The sequence below is a fragment of the Alteromonas halophila genome (assembly GCF_014651815.1).
Taxonomy (GTDB): Bacteria; Pseudomonadota; Gammaproteobacteria; order Enterobacterales; family Alteromonadaceae; genus Alteromonas; species Alteromonas halophila.
In genome coordinates this window covers 1-23,415 of record NZ_BMXP01000006.1, presented here as the reverse complement: position 1 = coordinate 23,415, position 23,415 = coordinate 1, and the positions used below count along the sequence as shown (strand labels likewise).

Annotated in this window: 19 protein-coding genes; 8 read left to right on the top strand and 11 right to left on the bottom strand. The window is 50.6% G+C overall.

The features are described from left to right. Positions 1–283: 283 nt before the first annotated feature. The 5 genes from msrQ to IE054_RS12055 form a co-directional block, all read right to left on the bottom strand. Positions 284–913, bottom strand: coding sequence for a protein-methionine-sulfoxide reductase heme-binding subunit MsrQ (msrQ, locus tag IE054_RS12075; protein ID WP_189406720.1), 630 nt, complete (start codon positions 911–913; stop codon positions 284–286). After that, the gene (msrP, locus tag IE054_RS12070) at positions 913–1,920 is read right to left on the bottom strand and encodes a protein-methionine-sulfoxide reductase catalytic subunit MsrP (protein WP_189406719.1); all 1,008 of its coding nucleotides are present in this window, start codon (positions 1,918–1,920) and stop codon (positions 913–915) included. Before msrP ends, msrQ begins: the two co-directional genes overlap by 1 nt. Before the next feature lie 262 nt (positions 1,921–2,182). Next, a complete protein-coding gene (locus IE054_RS12065) occupies positions 2,183–3,553 on the bottom strand; it encodes an anti-phage deoxyguanosine triphosphatase (protein ID WP_189406718.1) in 1,371 nt (456 codons plus the stop codon). A 50-nt stretch (positions 3,554–3,603) separates the two neighbouring features. Further along, positions 3,604–4,206 (bottom strand): 5'-deoxynucleotidase, encoded by a 603-nt coding sequence (gene yfbR, locus IE054_RS12060; RefSeq protein ID WP_189406717.1) that lies wholly within the window; start codon positions 4,204–4,206, stop codon positions 3,604–3,606. 41 nt (positions 4,207–4,247) lie between these two features. Continuing rightward, positions 4,248–5,468, bottom strand: a complete 1,221-nt coding sequence (locus IE054_RS12055) for a pyridoxal phosphate-dependent aminotransferase (RefSeq protein ID WP_189406716.1) — start codon at positions 5,466–5,468, stop codon at positions 4,248–4,250. 211 nt (positions 5,469–5,679) lie between these two features. Here IE054_RS12055 and IE054_RS12050 point away from each other — a divergent pair, with 211 nt between their 5' ends. From IE054_RS12050 to IE054_RS12040, 3 genes are all read left to right on the top strand, one after another. Then, positions 5,680–6,213 carry a hypothetical protein gene (locus IE054_RS12050; RefSeq protein ID WP_189406715.1) on the top strand — a complete coding sequence of 178 codons (534 nt, stop codon included), beginning with the start codon at positions 5,680–5,682 and terminating at the stop codon, positions 6,211–6,213. Between the two features lie 305 nt (positions 6,214–6,518). Beyond that, positions 6,519–7,313, top strand: a complete 795-nt coding sequence (locus IE054_RS12045; protein ID WP_189406714.1) for a DUF2189 domain-containing protein — start codon at positions 6,519–6,521, stop codon at positions 7,311–7,313. Positions 7,314–7,714: 401 nt separating this feature from the next. After that, positions 7,715–8,038 carry a DUF3718 domain-containing protein gene (locus IE054_RS12040; protein ID WP_189406712.1) on the top strand — a complete coding sequence of 108 codons (324 nt, stop codon included), beginning with the start codon at positions 7,715–7,717 and terminating at the stop codon, positions 8,036–8,038. Between the two features lie 91 nt (positions 8,039–8,129). Here the strand turns inward: IE054_RS12040 and IE054_RS12035 are convergent, their stop codons facing one another. The 5 genes from IE054_RS12035 to IE054_RS12015 form a co-directional block, all read right to left on the bottom strand. Then, on the bottom strand, positions 8,130–11,195 hold the full coding sequence (locus IE054_RS12035) for an efflux RND transporter permease subunit (RefSeq protein ID WP_189406711.1): 3,066 nt from the start codon (positions 11,193–11,195) through the stop codon (positions 8,130–8,132). Next, positions 11,188–14,481, bottom strand: a complete 3,294-nt coding sequence (locus tag IE054_RS12030) for an efflux RND transporter permease subunit (RefSeq protein WP_189406710.1) — start codon at positions 14,479–14,481, stop codon at positions 11,188–11,190. Before IE054_RS12030 ends, IE054_RS12035 begins: the two co-directional genes overlap by 8 nt. A gap of 23 nt (positions 14,482–14,504) precedes the next feature. After that, a complete protein-coding gene (locus IE054_RS12025; protein WP_189407014.1) occupies positions 14,505–15,578 on the bottom strand; it encodes an efflux RND transporter periplasmic adaptor subunit in 1,074 nt (357 codons plus the stop codon). 176 nt (positions 15,579–15,754) lie between these two features. Next, positions 15,755–16,162: an OsmC family protein gene (locus IE054_RS12020; RefSeq protein ID WP_189406709.1), complete on the bottom strand. Its 408-nt coding sequence runs from the start codon at positions 16,160–16,162 to the stop codon at positions 15,755–15,757. An 18-nt stretch (positions 16,163–16,180) separates the two neighbouring features. After that, positions 16,181–17,029, bottom strand: a complete 849-nt coding sequence (locus IE054_RS12015) for a CvfB family protein (RefSeq protein WP_189406707.1) — start codon at positions 17,027–17,029, stop codon at positions 16,181–16,183. A gap of 65 nt (positions 17,030–17,094) precedes the next feature. On the opposite strand from IE054_RS12015, the gene IE054_RS12010 reads away from it, so the two are divergent. Genes IE054_RS12010 through IE054_RS11995 form a run of 4 tightly spaced genes read left to right on the top strand, consistent with a single transcriptional unit; the run spans position 17,095 to position 20,387 of the window. Next, positions 17,095–17,847 carry a 5-oxoprolinase subunit PxpA gene (locus IE054_RS12010; RefSeq protein ID WP_189406706.1) on the top strand — a complete coding sequence of 251 codons (753 nt, stop codon included), beginning with the start codon at positions 17,095–17,097 and terminating at the stop codon, positions 17,845–17,847. 38 nt (positions 17,848–17,885) lie between these two features. Beyond that, the gene (locus IE054_RS12005) at positions 17,886–18,578 is read left to right on the top strand and encodes a 5-oxoprolinase subunit B family protein (RefSeq protein WP_189406705.1); all 693 of its coding nucleotides are present in this window, start codon (positions 17,886–17,888) and stop codon (positions 18,576–18,578) included. Continuing rightward, positions 18,571–19,524 (top strand): 5-oxoprolinase subunit C family protein, encoded by a 954-nt coding sequence (locus IE054_RS12000; RefSeq protein ID WP_189406704.1) that lies wholly within the window; start codon positions 18,571–18,573, stop codon positions 19,522–19,524. The genes IE054_RS12005 and IE054_RS12000 overlap by 8 nt, the downstream gene beginning before the upstream one ends. Further along, entirely contained in the window at positions 19,521–20,387 is an 867-nt protein-coding gene (locus tag IE054_RS11995) for an aminotransferase class IV (protein ID WP_189406703.1), read from the top strand. Before IE054_RS12000 ends, IE054_RS11995 begins: the two co-directional genes overlap by 4 nt. An 89-nt stretch (positions 20,388–20,476) precedes the next feature. Here the strand turns inward: IE054_RS11995 and fur are convergent, their stop codons facing one another. After that, complete coding sequence (fur, locus tag IE054_RS11990) at positions 20,477–20,902, bottom strand: ferric iron uptake transcriptional regulator (protein WP_189406702.1); 426 nt, start codon at positions 20,900–20,902, stop codon at positions 20,477–20,479. A gap of 474 nt (positions 20,903–21,376) precedes the next feature. Between fur and IE054_RS11985 the strand changes: the two genes are divergently transcribed. After that, positions 21,377–23,383, top strand: coding sequence for a methyl-accepting chemotaxis protein (locus IE054_RS11985; protein WP_189406701.1), 2,007 nt, complete (start codon positions 21,377–21,379; stop codon positions 23,381–23,383). Positions 23,384–23,415 lie beyond the last annotated feature (32 nt).

The window sequence follows — 23,415 nt, the reverse complement described above, 5'->3', positions numbered from 1 at the left end:
GAACAGTGAAGTGAACCGCATTGTTGCTGGCCAGTGGTGATGCGCGAATTAGAGATTTCAGGGCTTTTAATACGGCTTTATTACATCCGACATACCACCTGCTGTTTCCATCGCTGGTGGGTGTCCTGGATGTGCATCTTCTCAGGCTGACGGTGGCAGCTGTGAGGAGGGTGTGTTTCTGCGGACAGGCTCCGCCTGAATCGTGATTTTTGCTATGCGCAGTGGGTGTCCACGTTTGTGTTCGTAAAAAGTGGGTGTGCTGTTGGTTGGTTGTCCAGCGACATTACCGCCGGCGGCGAAGCAGGCGCTGAAACTTATCTTTGCGCAGTATCAGCAGGCTCAGGCCGATGAGCCAGTAGAAAACGGGCTCCTGCCAGAATGTTTTCTGCGACCAGGTAAAGTGCAGCAGGCCCAGGAGCATTGCCAGATAAATACTATTGTGAAGTTGCTGCCAGCGCTTTCCCATTCTGCGACGAATATTGCTGGTAGAGGTAGCGGTCAGGGCCAGCAAAATAAGTAAGGCGGCCATTCCTACGGTGATGTAGGGGCGTTTGACAATTTCTTCTCCCAGCAAGGAGATATTAAGCTGCAATTCAAACAGGGCATAGGTAAGAAAGTGACAGAAGGCAAATACAAAAGCATATATTCCGGTCATGCGGCGAAAGCGCATGAGATCGCCACACGGCAGGTGTTTAGACAACGGTGACAGAGTCAGGCAGATAAACAACGAAATTAATGTCCAGATACCGGTATAGTGCAGCAATGTATCAACCGGATCTGCCCCCAGCCGATCTGTGACGCCCAGATAAAAAAGGCCAGCCAGAAATAAAATGGCAGCAACATGAAGTAGTGCTTTCACACTTTTACGAACGCGCGCCGACAGGCGCAGCGGTTTACTGAGCAACGTAACCATTAATAAAACCGGCGTAAATCCATGCCTTTGTACATTGGCGCGACTTCCTGATAACCGTTGAATAACTGGGTTTCTATTCGGTTTCTGGCAAACAGTCCACCGGTTGTGATGCGCCGTTCGCTGGCCTGACTCCAGCGCGGATGATCAACGTTCGGGTTCACATTCGCATAAAAACCATACTCATCGGGGGCCAGCCGGTTCCATGTAGTCGGTGGCTGTTTATCTGTCAGCGTGATTTTTACAATTGACTTTATACTTTTGAAACCATATTTCCAGGGCACCGTGAGGCGAATCGGGGCGCCGTTTTGTGGAGGTAATGTTTTCCCATAAAGGCCGACCGACATCAGTGTCAGCGGATGCATGGCTTCATCAAGACGTAATCCCTCAACATACGGGTACTCAATACCGCCTCCCATAAACCGGTTATTCTGTCCGGGCATCTGATCAGGATCGTACAGTGTTTCGAAAGCGACGTAGCGGGCACTGCCGGTTGGCTCAGCGAGGTTGATAAGTTTACCCAGTTCAAAGCCAACCCAGGGGAGCACCATTGACCAGGCCTCAACACACCGAAGTCGGTAAATGCGCTCCTCCAGGGTAAAGCGTTTGAAGAGATCATCATAATCCAGTGTCAGTGGCTTTTTCACCATACCATCAATTTTTAACGTCCAGGGGTCCACGGTAAGAGACTGGGCACGCTCAGCTGGCGCGCTTTTATCTGTGCCGAATTCGTAGAAGTTGTTGTATGTCGATGCTTTACTGTATGGCGTTTTTTCGGCATCAATCTGATATTTTTCCGGCGAATCGAATGTGAGCGCCTGACGCTGAAAGGCAGACTTCTTTTCATCATCTTCCCAGAACCAGTCGGCAGCACGGGTGCTCGAGGCGAGGAGTGCGCCTGCACCGACAAAACCTAATTGCTTGAGAATCCGCCGGCGGGAGCGATAGACACGTTCGTCAGTCACGTCATTATCGGTGAGTTTCACGGACGGCTTAAATGGCGATGGCATACGCAACTTCCTCAACTTCAGATACTATGCGCACACGGGCGCACCGGGACTTCAGGTTCCTGCTTACTACGTATTAAGACCGGTGACAGGCCAGAACAATTTCATTTTCCTGATTAACGATGTTTACGGAAGATGCGAATAAGTCTATCATCACTCAGCGAGTCCTGAAGTGCGTAGTCGCAAGGCAGGTTTCGCGGGCAATGGCAATCGCCCTTGGTAAGAAAGCTCTTCCTTCATTTACGCTGGCGTTCGTACTGTATTATCAGAAATGCAGGTTGTCGTTGACGCCTCCCGTCTTGGGTACAAATAGCGAGGTGTACAGGCGCGAGGCGAATTCATCGGTCATGCCAGAGATGTAATCAGCGATAACTCGCATCCCCTGGCCCTGTTGTTCAGCAGTTCGCCAGCGGCGCTGAGTATTGTCAGGTAACAGGCGGGCAGGGTCGGCACTGAATGCCTCGAACAGCTCCATAACAATTAACTGACCTTTATATTCCAGCGTTTGCACGTCAGGCCGGCAGATCACTTTTTTGAAAACAAAGCGTTTGAATAAGCCCAGTGCCTGCTCGAATGTTTCCGGAAAGCTGGCGTTATAACGCAGTAGCGGATGGTCAAACCCATCAACCTCGCGAATGTAAATCGATGTAATAAAACTGTTCACCAGTGCACCGATTGCATTTTTACGCTCGTGGTGATGGGCACTGAACAAACGCTCAGTCAGTGTCAGGCAATGTTCAGACAGCCATGGTACTTCCATTTCTGAAAGTGGGCGGGCAACATCCTGGATAAATTCTGACTTCTCGACCATATGCATGACAATGGCGTCTTCTAAGTCGTGAATACCATAGGCAATATCGTCAGCAAGTTCCATGATCGAGCAATCGAAAGATTTGTAACGGGTTTTTCCATGCTTATTGTCGGCCGTGTCAAACCGTGAGAAATGCTCTGCATCGCTATCAGAAAAGGGTTCAAGCAGCCACTTGAATAAGTTCTGGTCACAGCGGAACAAGCCTTTGGCCGGGTGCCATTCACTGGCCCTGACCTGACGTAATGAGGCCGGCCGTGCACCACAGAGCATCGGGTTGGTCAGTGCATCAATGAAATTCGGGTATTTAATCAGCCCCAGAATACTGCGACGGCTTAAATTCATGCCGTGGTCAGCGGTATACGGTTCGAGTTGCGTGATGATCCTGAACGTCTGGCCATTACCTTCAAAGCCGCCATGTTCATGCATCATATAGTTAAGGGCAATTTCGCCACCATGGCCATAGGGTGGGTGCCCAATGTCGTGAGCGAGGCAGAGCGTTTCGATAAGGTTGCTGTCGATGGCCAGGGTATCGGCCAGCTCAGGGAATTTGCCCGCCAGTTGCGCACTGATACCCGTACCTATCTGGGCGGCTTCCAGCGAATGGGTTAGTCGGGTACGGTAAAAGTCACTTAAACCCACCCCCAGCACCTGCGTTTTCGCCTGCAGGCGGCGAAAAGCGGCAGAATGCAGTACCCGTGCTTTATCACGCTGAAAAGGATTACGGTGATCACCATCCCGTGACTGTGAGCGGGGCAGGCGGCGCTCAAATAAGGCCTGTTCCCAGTCATGGTGGCGGTGAGATGTAGCGTTAAATTCGGCATCCATAAGCGTTGTGCTCTTTGTCACTCTCTTAAGGCGATAGACAGTTGACGCGGTTAATGATCCTGTTCGGAGAGCTCATCAACACTGACCAGGCAGTTTTGCGCAAACACATCCATAAAGTGATTTACTTCGGGCATTTCCTCTTTAAAAGTGGCCAGCATCCTGTTTAAGCGCGCTTTAACCGGCTCAAATTCGCTGTTACCAAAACGGATCTCATCACAGGCTTTTAAGTAAGCCGAGATGAGATCCGCCGCTTTTACGATTTTTTTGTACGCGGGATCAACATTATCCTGAATCAGCAAATCCGAAAACATGGCCTGCAACGTGTCAGGCAGTGAACGCTGGCATTCAATTTCTGACAGCTTCTCAAGCTTTTTAAATTCACGGGTAATTTCAGGATTATGGTATTTGGTAACGTGGTTGACGTCCTGTAACTTGGTCTCTGAAATTTCATGATACAGCGCAATGGTCGCGGCTTTTTCTGCACTCAGATCGCCATCGTAGTGGGTGTTTTTTATGACCGTAAGCAGGTGCGCTATCACCGCGACCTGATGTGAATGTTCGGCAATATTTTCGCCTTTAATGGTATGCATCAGTGCCCAGCGCTTTATCAGTGGCATGCGCAGGATCCAGGCTAAAAATGTGCTTTGTTTCATCGTTATCGTTATCTCATTTTGGGCTTCAAACGTCTTTACCTTCAGACCTGTTGGCGGTATTGCGAGAAGAACCGCTCAATGCGTTCCATGGCGGGGATCAGCATATCGCTGTGGGGCAGGAACACCAGACGAAAATACACGCCTTCGTTCAGGTTGAACGCCCGTCCGTGTACCAGCAGAATTTTTTCTTTGCTTAGCAAATCGAAAATCATTTGCTCATCGTTGGTAATATTGAATTTTTTTGCATCAACCCGCGCAAAACAATACATGGCGCCTTTCGGTGTCACACATTCTATGCCGTCAATCTGATTCAGCATGGTACTGGCGATATCCCGCTGGATTTTTAACCGGCCGCCATCATGCACCAGATCCTGAATACTCTGATACCCACCCAGCGCGGTCTGTATTGCGCTCTGGCAGGGCACATTGGCGCACATACGCATAGACGAAAGCACATTCAGTGCGTCAATGTATTCCCGGGCAACACGTTTGTTACCGCTAACCAGTAGCCAGCCAGCGCGAAACCCGGCGACCCGGTAATTTTTCGACAAGCCGCTTAACGTCACACAGAAGACATCATCAGCCAGCGAGGCAATGCAGGTGTGTTTTGTACCGTCATACAAAATCTTGTCATAAATCTCGTCGCTGTAGATGACCAGCGAGTGCTCCCGCGCCAGTTTAACTACCTCCTCAAGTAACGCCTTGTCATACACGGCGCCGGTTGGGTTGTTAGGATTTATCAGCACGATTGCCCGGGTCTTACTGGTGATTTTTTTCTTGATGTCGTCAATATCCGGGAACCAGCCAGCCTGCTCGTCACAACGGTAATGGACCGGCGCACCTGAAGACAGACTGACGGCCGCCGTCCACAGCGGATAGTCCGGCGCAGGGAGCAACACTTCGTCGCCATGGTTTAATAGTGCCTGCATCGCCATCATTATGAGTTCGCTCACCCCATTACCAATGTAAACATCATCAATCCGAATATCCTTAATGTTCATTTGCTGGTAGTACTGCATAACGGCCACCCGGGCCCCGTAAATACCGGTGGAGTCAGAATACCCCTGAGATGTAGGCAGGTTATGGATAACATCTTTAAGGATATCGTCGGGCGCATCAAAGCCAAAAGGGGCGGGGTTGCCAATGTTCAGTTTGAGGATCCGGTGCCCCTCATCTTCCATTTTCCGGGCCTGCTCGGCAATCGGGCCACGGATGTCATAACACACATTGTCCAGTTTATGAGAGCGCACTACTGTTTTCATACTATACCTGCCTTAATTCCGTAGGGGTGAGAGTATCGCAAACGGCCACACTTGCTAAGCCCTAATTATCAACAGACACGTTTACATACATTTATTGTGGCGCGCCGACTGGACAACCGGTCAATTAATTAAAATACTTACTACACACCCGGTATATTGACAGGGGGTGTTTTGATTCGAATGGCTTGATGCCCTTAACAGAGTGACAACGATGGCATTACCTTTAGTATGGCTGGGGGTTGGACTGACAGCCTGGGCAGGTACGCAAATAGCGCGCGAAAAACAGGTGTCTGACGGGCATATTAAGCATTTTCCCGGCGAGGACAGCACAATGGTTAAACCACAGGATGGTACTGTGGTGTGCTGTGGCATTTATGGCGTGTTTCAGCACACCGGTATCTGGGTTGATGATCATATTATTGAGCGACATGGTAATGGTCTGGTCCGGGCGATATCACCACGCCGTTTTCTTGCGAATCGTTCGGGATCGCGAATTTATGCGGCCTGTGATGAACATCATACACCGCTCATTGCCAACGGCGCGGCCGACCGAGCGGTTAGCCGGATCTATGAATACGCAGATTACGATGTTATTGATAACAATTGTCACCGGTTTACGCTGGCTTGTACTGGTGCTACATCCACTAACGTCACCCGCTTCGCGCAGTTTAATGCGGCATTATCTCAGCAATTCGCCACCGTTATTCACTGGCAACCTTGCGCAATTCCAGCCTGTCTGCTTTAACTAGAGAAGGTGCGTACAAGTCTGTCGCCGCTCAGGCTCACAGCCAGATGCCTGCTCAGGGCAGACTATAGCAGGTCATAGCGCGTAAAATATGCCCCTGCGACTACGCGTTTCAGGACTCGCAGAGTGATACTACACTTACTTCGCATCTTCCCTGTATTAAAACACTTGCTAGTGGTTGATTTTTAACCACATAATGTAAAATAATTGTGAACGCGCAATTCTATGTCTATCGTAGAAGAGAAGGGGGCGTCGGCCAACGGGCCGGTGCCGGCAGGCCGACATAGCATCAAGGGTGAAAAATTATGTCACAGCAATTTAAAGAAACGCCGCAAAATGCCATTACTGAGAGCGGGATAGCCCGGGTTATACCGTGTAAAGAGCTCGATATCGGCGATCCTATAAAATGGCTGTCGCTGGGGCTGCGCGATGCGTTACGAAGTCCGGGCCTCACATTTTTCTATGGGCTGCTGTTTGCCGTTATTCCCTGGTTGATAATGTATCTGGTGCAAATGACCGGGTGGCATCTGGTGATCCTGCCAGCCATGGTGTGCTTTATGCTGATTGGTCCTTTTCTCGCGGCCGGGTTGTACGATATTAGCTGGGAGTACGAAAAAAATCATAAACCCACCCTGTCTCATTCTCTGAAAGCCATGAAACGTAATGCCGTCAACGAGTGGGGGTTTGGGATATTATTGCTAGTCCTGATGATTTTCTGGTTGCGTGTGGCCTCACTTATTCATGCTCTGTATCCACCATATCTGGATGAGAATTTTGAGAGTCTGTTGCCATTCCTGGCTCTTGGGACAATTATTGGTGGTCTGTTCACGCTGGTCATGTTGTTCATTACTGCTTTTACACAGCCTATTCTGATGGAACGTAAGGTTGATCTGGCCACTGCAGTGCTGTCGAGTGTGAACGCAGTGTGGGTCAATAAATTACCCATGTTGATTTGGGGCGGTATGATTTTCACCGCCGTGGCCATTGGCTTCGTCACCGGGTTTGTCGGCTTTATTATTTTGATGCCGCTGGTGGGGTATGCTTCCTGGCATGCTTACATCGACACTATCGTTACTAAGCGTGGTCGTGACTACGAATAATGAAATAAAATTACAAAATAAGGCCGTGTTGAGGGTGTTGCACTTATCAATATGGCTATTTTTTTGTTAAATGTGTAATTTGATTACATTATCTGCGCAATTATTAGACTAAAGTATTAGAACAATTTGCCCTCATCAGGTTATTCTTATTCACTTTTGTTATAACTGTTTTCGCAATAGCTTTATAAATCAAAGGTTTACTTAGTTAACCAATCGGTAACATATTGATTTACTGAAGTTTTACCCGGTCTCAACATTATTCAAACAGACAAACGTCCTGCGTTAGTGCATAACTAAAAGGGCCAGGGCAGAACTCCTGTGCTCCCTGCAACCGCTATAACGGTTCAGGCGTCACGGTAATGCACTGGAACTATTGAGTATTAACGACTGAGGATGACATCATGAAACTTCGCAATACACTGACCGCTATTCTGGGTGCGACGCTGGTGAGTGCTAGTGCCTTCGCTGCGACACCGGAAAAAGAGTACCGCTTTGTGGGTGACACGCAGTTTTCAAGTTTCTGCAAAGCTATTGTTATGGACGATGTACGGGTAATGCGTACCAGTCTGGCCAGAAATGTCGGCCTGATTGGCGGATCAAAGCGAGAAGTACTTCGTCTGGTGACGGCGGAAGATGGCTTGACCTGTAATGGAACCAGCCTGATCCAATTTTCGCTGGAACGTAATGCAACGACCGTGCATCGCTATCTGACATCTCGGAACTAATAAGATGAGGCTTAAGGCGCGACTGGCCTGGCTGTTTGGACGTCAACCAGGCCGGTCAGCGAAAGGCTATTGCTGGCGCGTTATGCTGGGATCATATCCGTACCCAACGGGATACCCTAGCGCGACTGCTAGCCACCATACGTTGGGTATGAAAGCGCAGCTTAAGCAACAGGACATAGGCAAGCGGGACCAGGAATAAGCTGGTCAGCGTAGAGAACAGTAAGCCGCCTATAATGGCGATGGCCATTGGTGAGTACGGTGGACCATCGCCGCCTATCCTGGTGCTGCCTACGGCTAAGGGCACCAGGCCAAGCACGGTGGTCGCCACGGTCATCAGAATGGGCCTTATCCTGTCCTGACAGCCTTCTAATACTGCACTGTACAGTGAGGTTCCCTGCGCAATCATCTGATTGATGCGATCTACCAGTACAATGCCGTTATTCACCACAATGCCCATCAGGATAAGCATTCCTATCATGCCCATGATCGACATGGAGGTGCCGGTGACCAGGAACGCCCAAAATACCCCGGTAAACGAGAACAGCAGCGATGTGATGACCGCCGTGGGTAACAGCAATGACTCAAACAGCGCCGCCATCACCACATAAATCATGCAGATTGCCAGCAGCATATTCATCTGCATGACGGCATTAGCCTCGTCCTGACGCTGAAAACTGCCATCCAGCGTCCATGCGTAGCCTGTGGGAAGTACGACATAGTCCATAACCTGGGTAATTCGCTCGCGGGCCTGCTCAACCGTCAGATCATCAGACAGGTTGGCACCAATGGTGAGCGCAGTCTGGCGGTAATTCCGGTCAATTTTTGACAGCTGAGGTGCAACGGAAATATCGGCAATCATCGCCAGTGATGTGCGTACGCCATCGGCTGTAGAAATTGTCACGTTTTTGAGCTCGGCAACCGAAGACTGTACATCTTCACCGTACATCAGCCTGACGTTCACTTCACCCGCGTCGCCATATCGGAATGTACGTAAATTGGTGCCTCGCAACGCAGTGCCGACCAGGCCAGCAATGTCGTTGACGTTGAGTCCAAGCCGGTTCACTTTTTCGCGGTCTATACGTATTTGCAGCTCATCACGCCTTGAGCCTGTATCGGCGCGCACATCATTTAGCCCTTCAATACTGGCTAGTTTGGGAATGATATCTTCAGACAGGGTAAGCAGGCGCCCTGAAGACTCGCCGAGTAATGTCAGACGAACACCGCCACCATTTCCTGACTCCCACTGAAATGAGGGGCGTGCACGGGGGAAGGCTGGCATTGACGCGCGGATTTTTTCTTTTAAGGCAGCCACTGTTATTGGCAGGTTTTCGTTAAGCGTAATACCACTCACGGCATGACCTGCCTCGAAATAGGTATATACCTGTTTGATATGAAAAGCTTCCTGATTGGCATACAGGTATTCTTCCATTCTGTTGACGGCTTTCTCAACCTCATCCATCTGGTAGTTTTGCGTGATATGGTAATTCAGCCATATCCGCTCCTGATTGTTATTGCCCTCTTCATCACCACTCACCACCGAAAGCGGGATCGCGGTGCTCAGTAAAATAGCCAGTGCAATGAGCGCTGTTTTACCCTGATGATGCAGTGTCCACTTCAGTATGCGTCCGTAGCGATGTATATAGCCGGGCGTAACCGGTTGCTCTTGCACCGGAACTCGCAATCTGGCGCTGAGCAACGGGATCAGCGTCTGGGCAATAATCAGTGACGCGAACAACGAGATACAAATGGCGATGGCCACATGCTCGAGAAACACCGTAACATCAATTTTGACACCTACAATATTGGGCAAAAATACGATGGCGGTAGTGGTGGTACCAGCAATAACGGCCAGGCTGACTTTTGCCACGCCTCGCTGCGTAGCGCGTTTGGCATCGCCATCGTGCTGGCGCTCCTGAAAGATACTTTCCGTTACCACCACGGCGTTATCCACCAGCATACCCACTGCCAGCATCAGGCCCATCAGTGACAGAATATTGAGGGTATAGCCGGTCAGGTACATGACTCCTAAGGTAATGCAAATCGAAAAGGGCACCGATAACACGACAATCAGTGTGGTGGAAAGCTGACGCAGAAAGGCAAACAGAACAATCACCGATAATCCTGCACCAACCAGCCCAGCCATGACCAGTGAAGACAACGAGGAGGTAACGCTGTCTGCGATATCGTCCATCACAAACAGGCTGATACCGGCAAACTCCGGATCGCGCTTGGCCTGCTCGATAACATTCATTACCCGGTCTGATACCTCGACCAGGTTGCTGCCGGACTCACGGAAAATGTTAAAGCCAACGGCAAAGGTTCTGTCCAGATGCCGGCCCTCGTTTCGCTCAGGGATTTCATAGGCGATGGTGGCAATATCAAGTAGCCGGATCCCGTCGCGCACTAACAGATTCTCTATATCGCTGATATCAGTAAACTCACCAACAGGATTAACCAGAATTTTCTGATCACCGGCCATAATGTGGCCGGCTGTCATAGAAAAGTTTGCATTACGCAGGGTTTCACCGAGTTTGTTGGTATCGATGTTGTACGCAGCAAGCTTATCGGGCATCAGACGGATATTAATTTGTTTTTTCATGACGCCGTAAAGTTCGACTTTGGAAACACCCTGTACCCGCTCAAGCGGACGCTTCAGGTTACGTTCGAGCAAGTCGTACGCCAGTGACAGATCACGATCGCTGGAGACCCGCAGCTGGAAAATCGGCATATCATTGGTATTAAATTTAAATACCAATATACGTTCGACATCATCGGGTAGCAGATGCCGGATAGCATCAATTTTTTCCCTCGCCTCAATGCTTTTTGCCTTGATATTTTCGTCCCAGTCGAATTCTACGAAAATCTGTGCACGGTTTTCATAGGAGCTTGCGCGCAGACGTTTGATCCCTGACATGGTGGCTATGGCTTCTTCGACTGGCCGGGTGATCATACGTTCTACTTCGGCAGGGGTGGCATCACGGTAGGGGATTTGTACCACCATTTCGGGAATATCAATGCCCGGAAATTTCTCCAGCGGCAGTAAGCGTCCGGCAATAATGCCAAACACCAGCATAGAGAAAAAACACATGCAGACTGTGACCGGACGCTGTATCGCAAAGCGGGCCAGGCCCGCGCCGGCATTGGCAAACTTATCCATAGACCCGCTCCCTGGTTTCGGCCTGGTCGGCATCGGTCACCTTGCGATCAAAGACACTGTAAAGTACCGGTAACAGCAGCAGTGTCAGCAAGGTTGAAAACAGCAGACCGAAAATAACCGTAACGGCCATTGGGGTGCGGACCTCAGCACCATCACCAAACCCGATAGCCATTGGCAACAGGCCTAAAATAGTGGTCAGCGTGGTCATGATAATCGGCCGCAGGCGCGATTTACCGGCACTTATGATGGCGCTGTGTTTGTCCATGCCTTGCTGGCGTAACTGATTAATGCGGTCGAACAAAACAATAGCGTTGTTAACGACAATGCCCGATAACATGATAAGCCCGATGAACACCACTACGCTGACGTGGGTACCGGTCAGCCACAGGCCATATACCGATCCCGCGCCGGCCAGCGGTACCGCGAAGAGGATAAGTAACGGATGAAGCAGCGATTCAAACTGCGATGCCATCACCAGATAAACCATGAAAATTGCCAGGCCAAGCGCCAGTTGCAGCGATGAGAAGCTGCGTTCCATATCCTCACTCTGACCGGCAATCACTGCATCCATAGAGAGCGGCAGGCTAAGCGCGTCAATGGCTTGCTGTGCGGCAGCAACACCGTCTGCCAAATCGCCATAAGCAAGGTTTGCTTCGATAAGCGCTACACGTTGCTGACCGACCCGGGTAATCTCACTGGGCCCAACACTCATATAGACATCAGCCACGGCCCCCAGTGGGATCGGCTGCTGACCGCCTGCATTAATAATGATGGCTTTTACATCACTGACATTGTCACGCTGGCTGTCCATGGTCCGTACCAGTACGTCAATTTTGCGATCATCCACACTGTACTGGGTGGCCACACGGCCGCCAATTTTCGCCGCTATCAGTTCTGACACAGCTGGCGCATCCAGGCCCAGACGGGCCAGTTTTGCCTGATGAAAGCGAACTTTAAGTTCAGGATTACCCTGACGCAGCGTACTGGTAATATCCGCGAAACGATCGTCGTTATCCAGCTGCTCAGTAAGACGCTGACTGGCCTGTTGCAACTGGTTTAAATCGTAGCCCTGCAATTCAATCTGAACAGGAGCATCAAAACTAAACAGCTCTGGCTCGCCGAACTGGCTTTGCACGCCCGCCTGACGCGCCAGAAAAGCCCGCATGACAGTCTTCACTTCAGTGATTTGTTCTGGCGCAGTGCCGGGTTTCATCACCACATTCAGTCGTCCCCAGTGATCGCCACCCTGACTGGGTGCGGCACTGACAAGACTGCCGGTGCCGGCCAGTGAGTAGGTGCGCGCCACACTTTGTTGCTGGCTGGCAACGTCAGCTAACTGTGCGAGTATACGATCGGTTTGCTGGATGCGGCTGCCGGCAGGCAGTGATACGTCTACATGAAACTCACCCTGTGACATTGCCGGAATAAGCTCCATGCCCAGTCGGGGAATGAGCAGCGCAGCACCGGCCGTCGCCAGCAATGCCAGTGTAATTACGGCAACGCGTGCTTTTAGCGCCCAGCTGAGTGCTGTGTCATAAACCCGCGCCAGCGCATCAAACCCACGGCGAAACAGCCATGCCAGCGGTGACAGTATTACCAGCAGTACTTTGCCAGTTATGCGCCACAAGGCGATAGACAGGGTCATGATTATTGCTGGCAGGTACACAAAAACGGCACGAAATACCAGCCTGACAGGCAGCGTGAGCCAGTAGAAAATTTTACCGGAACGACTTTCCGGTTTAGCCGGGGCTGGGGTATCAAACACATCGGCATGTGCCTGGTGACGCTTTTGACGTCGTGCAGCCAGAGTTGGGATAAGGGTAATAGCCACCAGCAGTGACGCTGCCAGGGCGAAGGAGACGGTGAGAGCCTGATCGCGGAACAGCTGTCCGGCAATACCTTCGACAAAAATCAGCGGTACAAATACGGCCATGGTGGTAAGTGTCGAAGCGACAATCGCGCTGCCTACCTCTTTGGTACCAATAGCGGCAGCGTCGGCTCTGGCCTCGTCGTTAAGCGCCTGACGACGATGGCGATCGATATTTTCAAGAACCACAATACTGTTATCTACCAGCAAACCGACGGCCAGTGCAATACCACCAAGACTCATAATATTCAGGCTGATATCGTTGGCGTACATCAGGTTAAAGGTGGCAATCACCGACACCGGGATAGACAGTGAAATAATGAAGGTAGGCCAGAAGTCCCGTAAAAACAGGTACAGCACCAGCATGGCCAGAAGACCGCCGATTAGCGCCGCTGACTGCACATCATCAATAGCCTGCTTGATAAATATGCTCTGATCATAGACGGTGGACAGGCTATACTGATCCGGCAGTGCACGCTGGATACGCGTCAGTGCCTGACCGACTTTCGCAGCAACATCTACGGCGTTTGCATCGCCCTCCTTATAAATGGCAATTTCAGCACCTTCGATGCCGTTAAAGCGGGTGATGGCGTCACGTTCTTTGTAGGTATCTGAGACCTCGGCAATATCTTGTAAGCGGATATTTTTGCCTTCGAAACGTCCGACGTACATATTGGCGATTTGAGACAGGTTATCAAATTCGTTTAAGGTTCTGACCAGAAACGCCTGACTCCCATCTTTAACCCGGCCACCGGCTGTATTGACGTTCTCTTTTTGCAGCCGGTCTATCACACTGGCGACACTGATATTGCGCTGGCTGGCCTTGCGCTGATCAATCAGCACCTGGACTTCGTTTTCCAGTCCGCCGCCAATGCGTACTGATGCGACGCCTTCTATGGACTCCAGTTCACGTTTTATCTGCTCTTCGGCATACAGACGCAATCTTTTCATCTGACTGATGCTGGCGTTTCCAGACTGTGCATCGGGATTAAAGCCAAGCCCCATTTTAATGATTGGGTCCAGACTTGGATTAAAACGCAGTAACCGGGGCTTCTCGATATCCAGTGGCAGTTGCAGCACATCCAGCTTTTCACGCACTTCTAGGCTGGCAAAATCCATATCTGTGCCCCAGGCAAATGCCATTACCACATCAGACTGGCCGGCGCGGGAGGTAGAGGTAACGGAACGTACCCCTTTTACCACACCGATGGCTTCCTCAATTGGTTTGGATACCAGTTGTTCCACCTCGACTGGCGCTGCGCCATCATAGTCGGTGCGGATAGTGAGGGTAGGGTAGGACAATTCTGGTAACAGGTTTACCGATAACCGGCCCAGGCTCACCATGCCAAAAAGCAGCACAGCAAACGTAAACATGGCCATCGCGACGGGGCGTTTAACCGCAATATCAACAATACGCATGAGGTTCTCCTTTACGCCGGCGCTCAGCCATTTACAACGTCAACCGGGGACTGATCCTTGAGATTCTGATGGCCGACCACCACCACCTGTTCATTACCGGAAAGGCCTTGGGTCACCTCAACCATGTCGCCGCTTTCAAAGCCGGTCGCGATATCCACTTTGCTGGCAACGCCGTCTTTGACGACAAACACACTGACCTTGTTATCAATGCTGACCAGTGCGCGACGAGGGAGCAGTGTTGCGTTGTCGTGCGTGGCGTACTGAAGGGCGACATCACTGAACATACCGGCTTTAAGGGTTTCCTGAGGGTTTGGTACCCGCAGAGTGACTTTGAACGTACCTGTCTCTGCATCAATCACCGGGCTGATACGTTCTACAAATGCGTTAACCCGGGTATTATTCAGCGCCGCAATGGTTAATTCAGCCTGCTGGCCTTTTACGACATTCGGCAACTCACTCTCGGGCAGATATACGATCCCCTGCAATTCACGCTGCTGGACAATATGGAACATGCGCTCGCGCTGGAACGACTCTGTCAGGTTACCTACTTTGGCATTGCGTTCAGCGATATATCCACTGATGGGGGCGGTAATGGTGGCCTCATTCAAATCCAGTTCTGCAAGTTTGACCGACGCTTTGGCTGACTCATACTGCGCACTGAGCTTGTCATAGGTGTCATCACTCACCAGTTTTTTGGAATAGACCTTATCAATTTTAGCCAGCTCCTGTTCTATGCCTTTCAGGTCAGCGCGGGCTTTGGTGAGATTGAGTTCGTAGCGCTTTTTATCCAGTTGCGCCAGTACCTGGCCTTTTTCAACATAGTCGCCTTCTTCAACAAAAATTGCTTCGATGATCCCAGATGCACGGGCCACGACGAAGGCCTCTTCTTTTGCTTCCAGCGTGGCTGTGGTGTTGTAGCTTGATGAAATAGTGCCGGTAGCAACGCGCTGGGCTTCAACCGGAATATTCAGAGCGATGTCTTCGTCAGCAGTTTCTGCAGCATCGCTTGCGCCCACGTTGCCACAGCCAGACAGCGGGACAGATAACAAAAGTGCCAGTGTAAGAGAAGGGAGTAAGGCGGTGTATTTCAGTTCCATGGTCAATACCTGATCGTAATAGTCTTTAATATCAGGCAAGGAAGCACCCTTTGTGCCATAAACGTTAACAAATTATAACGGCTTTTATATCAATATCTTACGCTTTATTATGCAGGCAGGGGGTGAGCAGGCTAACCGGTCAGTTAGCCTGATTGGCTAATAGGTGGCGGGTATGACTACTGTGTATCCGTATCGACAATTTCGTAACTGGTGGAAATATCGACACTGTCTTTAAGCATCAGCATGACTGAGCAGTATTTCTCTACAGACAATGACACAGCGCGGGCGACTGCCTTGTCAGTCAGGCCACTGCCACTGACCACATAATGGGCATGCAGCTGGGTAAACACCCGCGGTGCATCCTCAGCGCGCCTGGCATCCAGATCGCAGCGGCAATCGGTGATGGCAAACCGGCCTTTCTTCATGATTTCGACAACATCGACACTGGAACAGGCGCCAGCGGCAATTAGCACAGATTCCATGGGGGAAATGGCATTACCGTCGCCATCCATGACGGTTTTGTAGCCGGTGTCGGTGGTGCCAGTGAACGCAAGGTCCTTATCCCAGTTTACGGTTGCTTTCATGCATGATCCTTTTTGATTTTATTTAACCAGTCTGATGGCGCCGTCAGTGAGCGTAATCACTTTGCGTTTGTAGAGGGCGCCCAGTGCTTTTTTATAGGCACCCTTGCTAACATCAAAGCGGGCGTAGATATCTTCGGGCTTACTTTTATCGGTAAGTGTAGAGAGGCCGCCATGGGCAATCAGATCTTCCACAATTGCCTGCTGCAGCGCATCGCGCCCAGCATCGTCATCGCGTTGCAGCACCACGTCAATCTTACCGTCATCACGAACCTGCTTAATAACTGCTGAGGTATTATCACCTACTTTCAATGGTTTATATGCGTCACTGTGGAAAAGCAGCCCCAGAGCCTGTTTATTAATAAGCACTTTAAACCCCAGCTCTGTTTTGGCATACACCAGGCAGTCTACTGGTTGGCCCGACGTGAGGTAGGCAGAGGTTTCACTATAGAACCGATGCAGCCGGGTCGCGCCGAGCAACCGGTTGGTTTTCTCATCATGAAAAACATGAACGATATACTGCATGCCTGGGTTCACGGGCGTTTCCTGCCAGTCTTTCGGCACCAGTAAATCCTGTTGTCCGCCCCACTCAAAGAAGGCGCCGAAATGCGTAGCACTCACGGCCTTTAGTGGCCCAACTTCACCCACTAACAGTTGCGGTGGGGTTGGCCAGGCAATCAAATCGCCCTGTTGATTCGTAGCCACATACATTGACACGACATCATCAACCTTAAGGCCATCAGGTGCGTTCTCATGAGACAGCAACACAGCTTCTGACGCAGTGCTATCAGGTTGCGTGGTGTGAAGGTGAAAACCGAACGGGTACTCATCTGTCACCCGAAGTACATTTACATTACCGACGTTAATCATCAGGCCTGACTTTTAGTTAGAAACGGGTAACATAATACCTGAAGCATGATGGGAGCTAAACCACAATGAAATTAAACTGCGACTTAGGCGAAAGTTTCGGCGCATGGAGAATGGCCGTCGATGAGCAAATCATGGTCCATATCGACCAGGCTAATGTGGCCTGTGGCTACCATGCTGGCGACCCTGTTGCCATCAGTGACGCCATTGCTCTGGCTAAAAAACACAATGTCTCAATAGGGGCTCATCCCGCATACCCGGATTTACAGGGCTTTGGCCGGCGAAGCATGACCATGCCTGAGCGTGAGCTTATCACCTGTCTGCATTATCAAATTAGCGCGTTGCGTGGTATGACAGCCATTCAGAATGTGACACTGGACTATGTGAAACCCCACGGCGCACTGTATAATGACCTGATGCGCGACGCTGATTTACGGCGAAATGTTATGCGTGCCGTTGCACAAGCGGGGGAAGGAGAGCTGGTACTGATGATGCAGGCGCATCCGGATTTTGAAACCCACCTCAATGAAGCCGCTGAATTTGATCTTACCCTTGAGTTTGAAGCCTTTGCCGATCGCCGCTATGAAGACGACGGCTACCTGATGTCAAGACGCAAACACGGCGCTGTGCTTAGTGAAGCTGAGGCGCTCACCCAGGCAACGGGTCTGATGGATGATGGGTACATCACCACCGCAGGCGGCAGGCAGCTCACGCTCAAAGTCGACACCCTGTGTGTACACGGCGACTCAGAAGATGCCATTGCCATGGCACAACAACTGCGCCTGGCACTCACGAAGCGAAAGCTCAGTGCGACATCCTGATAGTAAAAAGTTAAAAGTAAAAAGTAAAAGGAGGTGTAATGACACCCTTTGATGCTATTCGTGGCATAGAGCCCGCCGGTATGGATGGCATTATTTTGTATTTCAGCGGTGACTCGCTGACAACCCGAAATAATCATTGTCAGGCATGGGAACATGCGCTGTTAAACGCGTCCTTTGCATGGCTGAAAGATACACTTCCCGCCTATGATTCGCTGCTTATTGTTTTTGATATCCGTCAGGTGGATAACCATCACGTCTATCATGCGTTGCGCCAGCTCAATGTGGTGTCGGATACTAGTCAGGTAGAAGGCAAACGTCATTCACTGCCAGTCTGGTATGGCGCGCCTGCCGCGAACGATCTCAGGCACATCGCTGCGCACTCCGGGATCACTACCGATGACGTGATTCGCATTCATCAGCAAGCCCTTTACCGCGTATTTGCGGTGGGGTTTGCGCCGGGCTTCGCGTATATGGGAGAGGTTGATGACCGCATTGCCTGCCCACGGCTTTCGACACCACGGGATAAAGTCCCGCAGGGGGCAGTTGCCATTGCTGATAACCAGAGCGCCGTATACCCGCAGTCTTCTCCTGGTGGCTGGAATCTGCTGGGGTTATGCCCGCTGTCTATGTTTGATGGATCGGAAACTTACACAGCAAGGCTGGCTGTGGGTGACACCGTGACATTTGAGGCGATTGACGAAGCAACCTATCGGGAGATGAAGGATGACTAGTGTACCGGCGACAGGGATTGAAGTACGACAAGCGGGCTTTGCTACTTTACTGGTCGACAGTGGCAGACAGGGTACGCAGCGTTTTGGTTTTAGCGAATCAGGCCCCATGGATCACGACGCCTACTGGTGGGCGAACTGGTTGTGTGGCAACACGCCGGGAACGACTGCATTTGAGGTGATGGGAGATGCCGATTTTGTCAGTCATATAAACGTCCAGCTCAGCGTTACCGGTCCGAGTGCTGATGTGCATGTCAACCAGGTTCCCCAGCCCAGCTGGACGACGTTGTCTGTTAAAGAGGGCGATGTGATTTCCGTCAAAGCTGACCGTCCTGGACAGCGAAGTTATATGGCGGTTGCTGCAGAGTGGGCCGTAGAGTCGGTTATTGGCAGTGTCTGCACAGTGAGCAGGGAACATCTTGGCGGATTAACAGGCACTGGCGACGCGCTGCAGCCCGGCGATACGGTGGCGATGTTACCTGAAAATCCACGCCTTATCCGGCAACTGAATAAAGAATTCAGGCCTGACTATGATCTGACAGCACCGGTATCCGTGGTAGCGGGGTATCAGCATCGTGATTTTACGTCTGCGACAACCAGCCTGTTTTACAACAGCGAATATCGGGTATCGAACAAAATCAGCCGAATGGGGTACCGGCTATCCGGTGCGGCCGTCGCGTGCCGCTCGAGAAGCCTGCGTTCAGAAGGGATTAATCTGGGGGCCATTCAGGTACCGCCGGATGGGCAGCCGATTGTAATGATGCGTGATCGTCAGACGCTGGGCGGTTATCCGAAGCTCGGATGTGTAACACTGCTGGATATTAACCGTTTTGCCCAGGCTGTGCCGGGGGATGTGGTGACTTTTCGGCAGACGGATATGAATACTGCCCGTTCAGCTTATTTACTGAAGCTGGAAAAGCGGGCGCGTTTAACGGGGGGCGAGGCGTGACTATTGCGTATTTAAACGGGGAGTATCTGCCGCTGGAAGACGCCCGGATTTCGCCACTGGATCGCGGCTTTTTATACGGTGATGGCATTTATGAAGTCATTCCAACCTATAATGGGCGGTTTGTGGGCTTTAACGCACATATGGCGCGCATGCGAGCTGGTCTTGATGCGTTGCAGATTCGTGACGGGCTGACGGCTGATGTGTGGAAAACGATTCTCGACAGGCTTATCAGCGAAAATAAGCAACAGATGCCGGATGCGAATATCGGGCTTTATCTGCACGTTAGCCGTGGCGCCGACATCCGGCGTCATCATGCTTTTCCAGAAGGTATTCCGCCCACGGTTTTTGCCTACGCCTTTCCTTTTCCTGCTCCGCAGCCGGAGACCCGTGCTGAGGCCGTTGGGCTTCAAGTGGACCTGGCTGAAGATTTACGCTGGCAGCGTTGTAATATCAAGTCGACATCGCTGTTAGGGAACATCATGCATTATCAGCAAGGCCATCAGCGAGGCTTACAGGAGACCCTTCTGTATAACCGGGACGGTGAAATTACTGAAGCCAGTTCCAGTAATGTCTTTGTTGTTAAGAATAAGCAAATAATGACACCGCCGCTCGACCATCAGCTGTTGTCTGGTATAACCCGGATGTTATTAATTGAAAGCCTTGCAAGCCAGGGCGTTGAGGTATTACAGCAGCCTATTAGTCGTGAAGCACTGCTTGCAGCAGATGAAGTCTGGCTTACCAGTTCCAGTAAAGAAGTTGCGCCGGTGACAGAGGTCGGCGGTAAAACAATAGGCAAAGGCGACGTTGGCGCCTGTTGGCAGATGGCAATTCAGGCCTATCACACCAATAAATTCATTCTGTAAAAACACCGCCTGCGTTACGCAGGCGTTATTATCAGGACGTTTGTCTGTTCAGCACAGGGACGCGCTATACAGACATCGGCGATTGCTGACTAATCAAGTTGTTCACAGTTATCGTCAGTACACTCGCCGTACAGGTATAAACTGTGGTGCGTGAGCTTCATGTTATTTTGCTTCGCTACCAGCTCCTGGCGCTCCTCAATGATGTCGTCTTCAAACTCAACGACTTTACCGCACTTGAGGCAAACCAGATGGTCATGATGGTCTTTGTGGCTTATTTCAAAAACTGACTTGCCGCCTTCGAAGTGATGGCGATTAAGGATACCGGCATCGTCAAACTGGTTCAGAACACGGTAGACAGTCGCCAGGCCAATTTCTTCACCCTGTTCAATCAGGATCTTGTAGACGTCTTCGGCACTGATATGCTGATTTTCCGGATCCTGTAGGATCTGCAGGATTTTAAGGCGGGGTAAGGTTACTTTCAGCCCCGCTTTTTTCAGTTCTTTATTCTGATCCATTATTTACCACAAATACGCCTTTCCAGAAGATGCACCTATTATAGGTAACTCAGACTGATTTGAAAGTAAAACAGCGCTAAGTAATAAAGGTCGATGGATTTTTGCGCAGTATGACGGATGGCGATGTAGCGGGTGGAATATTTATCGTGTGCGATATAATTTTTCGTGCCTGAATCGCCTGCAGGCAGCCACCTCAGCACGCGCTTTGCGTGCAGCATGTAAATTTACATTGTTGAAACAATTCGCAAAAATAACACAATCAGGCATTTAGCTTTGCGCAGAGCGTCCGATAAGAAGAACAGGGCGGTACAAAGGGGTTTATTGCCAGATGAACCCTCATTTAAGCGCAAAATAATACATGCATTGCATTAACATACTGTTAAACTGGTCTGACGTTTCGGGCAGTGCAATCAGAACATTTATATCTGTACCTTGGCGATAATTACCGCAGGAAGTTTGAATAAGAGTAAAAAAATGCAGTTAACGGTTATACGAAAAATCAGCCTTGGCTTTGGGCTCTTTGGTTGCTTGCTATTACTGACCAGCATCTTGTCCTATTTTGGGCTTAAAGACATCCGCGCATCGGCATTTGACGTGGTTGAAGTAAAAATGCCCGTACAGGCGAAGATGGTCGACGTGAAAACAGACATTCTGTCGCTGTCGACAATCACCGCCAATGGCTTCCACGAAGATACCGTCAACAGTCTTACCGCAAACAGGGAGCAGTTCGTTACGCTGTCGGCTCAGTTTTTGTCGCAAATCAACGCACTGAAACAAAACCTTGCAAACAATGGTTCGGCGAATGATGCAGTGACGCTGAGTCAGAAATATGTGGCGCAGAGTAAAAAAATGTACGACGCCCTAATGGCGCGCATCCGTCTTGAAAATGCCATACAAACAAAACTGGAATCTGTGTTAATGGCCGCGGATGAAGCCAGTGCCCTGATGCTGGATTTATCTTACCTTGATCCGGATATCCGTGGTGTACAGACGCTGATTGGGGCGGGCACCAACATTGACAATAAACTGCTGACAATGAATACCGCTTTTAGTGAACTCGCGGCGACATCTGACCCGCAGGTGACAACAAACATTGTTACAGACCTTGAGTATCAGCTCAGTAACCTGCTGGTAGATAAGGACTACATTAACCGGCTGGCGGAAGGGATTGACGACGGTGGCACTGTGGCGGCATTTAATGAGCAGTACGACACCTTACTCACTGAGCTTCAGGGCGAAGAGGGGCTCATTGCACTTCAGCAGGAGAAACTGGATAAAATTGACGCCAGTAGCCGACATCGTAAGGCCGCGAATAGCGCGCTGGACGGGGCGCTTGCCAACATTAATACTTTATTTGATAACGTCAGTAGCTCAACCCTGGAAGGGCAGAATGCCATTTTGGAATCGGTGCAGAATAATCTGGTTAAAAATGTTGTGGTAGCCGTTATTGGTCTGGCCGCCGCGTTTGTGCTGGCCATTATCGCGACACGCAGTATTGCCCGGCCCCTTGCCCGCATTAACCGGGGTCTTTCTCAGCTTAGTAAAGGCGATCTGACGGTCAAGCTTGAAAACGAAGGCAATGATGAATTTTCCGCGTTGTCCGCTAAGGTGAATTCGCTTGCCGACAGCCTGCGGGATCTGGTCGGCAATATCCTGGCGCAGGAAAAGCAACTGGTAGAAGTAACGAAACAAAGTGTGGCGCTCGGTGAACACAGCTTAAAGAATGTCGATGCCCAGCGCGAAAAGGTAACGGAAACGTCTGAAAACACGCAGAATATTCAGAATACCAGCCATAGTAATCTTGCCCAGATTGAAGAGGCGATGGCCGCCTTGAACACGGTGTCTCAGCAGAGTCAGGCGATATCCTCGCTGGTACGTAAAAATCGCGATCAGGCGAACAATCAGGCTACCCAGGCTGAGTCGTCTGCACAGGTGATAAACCGGCTGGATGAGAACAGCAGAAATATCGGCAGTATTCTTGATGTGATTAAAACTATTGCGGAACAAACCAATCTTCTGGCACTTAACGCTGCTATCGAGGCGGCGCGTGCGGGCGAACAGGGCAGAGGGTTTGCTGTGGTCGCCGATGAAGTTCGGACGCTGGCTACCCGTACGCAAAATTCCACGGAAGAAATTGAAGCAATGATAGACAGCTTACAGCGGGATGCTCAGCAGGCTGTGTCTGCGATTAGTGAAGGGCGCGAGCAAGCCAGTGAAAGTGTTCAGATAACCGAGCAGGTAAATGAACAGGTTGGCAGCATCAGTGCAATTATTGAAAAGCTTAGCCAGATTAACAGTCAAATAGTGAATGATACGCAGCAGCAGGATGTGTTGCTGGCTGATGTGGCGCAAACACTGACCACTATCGTTGAGCTGGCCGACTCGAGCGCTCAGAGCACCCGTCAGGCAAACGAATCGACTATGAAGCTTGATGCCCAGATGAACAGCCTGCGAAACGCAGTAGAGCGATTTAAGCTGTAAACGTAAAACGCCCCCTTGGTCACGGTGTGACC

Coding starts and splice junctions, on each gene's coding strand:
- IE054_RS12035 (WP_189406711.1), bottom strand. CDS start 11,195: ATGGATAAGTTTGCCAATGCCGGCGCGGGCCTGGCCCGCTTTGCGATA.
- IE054_RS12000 (WP_189406704.1), top strand. CDS start 18,571: ATGACTAGTGTACCGGCGACAGGGATTGAAGTACGACAAGCGGGCTTT.
- yfbR (WP_189406717.1), bottom strand. CDS start 4,206: ATGAAACAAAGCACATTTTTAGCCTGGATCCTGCGCATGCCACTGATA.
- IE054_RS12040 (WP_189406712.1), top strand. CDS start 7,715: ATGAAACTTCGCAATACACTGACCGCTATTCTGGGTGCGACGCTGGTG.
- IE054_RS12010 (WP_189406706.1), top strand. CDS start 17,095: ATGAAATTAAACTGCGACTTAGGCGAAAGTTTCGGCGCATGGAGAATG.
- IE054_RS11985 (WP_189406701.1), top strand. CDS start 21,377: ATGCAGTTAACGGTTATACGAAAAATCAGCCTTGGCTTTGGGCTCTTT.
- IE054_RS12025 (WP_189407014.1), bottom strand. CDS start 15,578: ATGGAACTGAAATACACCGCCTTACTCCCTTCTCTTACACTGGCACTT.
- IE054_RS12030 (WP_189406710.1), bottom strand. CDS start 14,481: ATGCGTATTGTTGATATTGCGGTTAAACGCCCCGTCGCGATGGCCATG.
- msrQ (WP_189406720.1), bottom strand. CDS start 913: ATGGTTACGTTGCTCAGTAAACCGCTGCGCCTGTCGGCGCGCGTTCGT.
- fur (WP_189406702.1), bottom strand. CDS start 20,902: ATGGATCAGAATAAAGAACTGAAAAAAGCGGGGCTGAAAGTAACCTTA.
- msrP (WP_189406719.1), bottom strand. CDS start 1,920: ATGCCATCGCCATTTAAGCCGTCCGTGAAACTCACCGATAATGACGTG.
- IE054_RS12055 (WP_189406716.1), bottom strand. CDS start 5,468: ATGAAAACAGTAGTGCGCTCTCATAAACTGGACAATGTGTGTTATGAC.
- IE054_RS12020 (WP_189406709.1), bottom strand. CDS start 16,162: ATGAAAGCAACCGTAAACTGGGATAAGGACCTTGCGTTCACTGGCACC.
- IE054_RS12045 (WP_189406714.1), top strand. CDS start 6,519: ATGTCACAGCAATTTAAAGAAACGCCGCAAAATGCCATTACTGAGAGC.
- IE054_RS12065 (WP_189406718.1), bottom strand. CDS start 3,553: ATGGATGCCGAATTTAACGCTACATCTCACCGCCACCATGACTGGGAA.
- IE054_RS12050 (WP_189406715.1), top strand. CDS start 5,680: ATGGCATTACCTTTAGTATGGCTGGGGGTTGGACTGACAGCCTGGGCA.
- IE054_RS12015 (WP_189406707.1), bottom strand. CDS start 17,029: ATGATTAACGTCGGTAATGTAAATGTACTTCGGGTGACAGATGAGTAC.
- IE054_RS12005 (WP_189406705.1), top strand. CDS start 17,886: ATGACACCCTTTGATGCTATTCGTGGCATAGAGCCCGCCGGTATGGAT.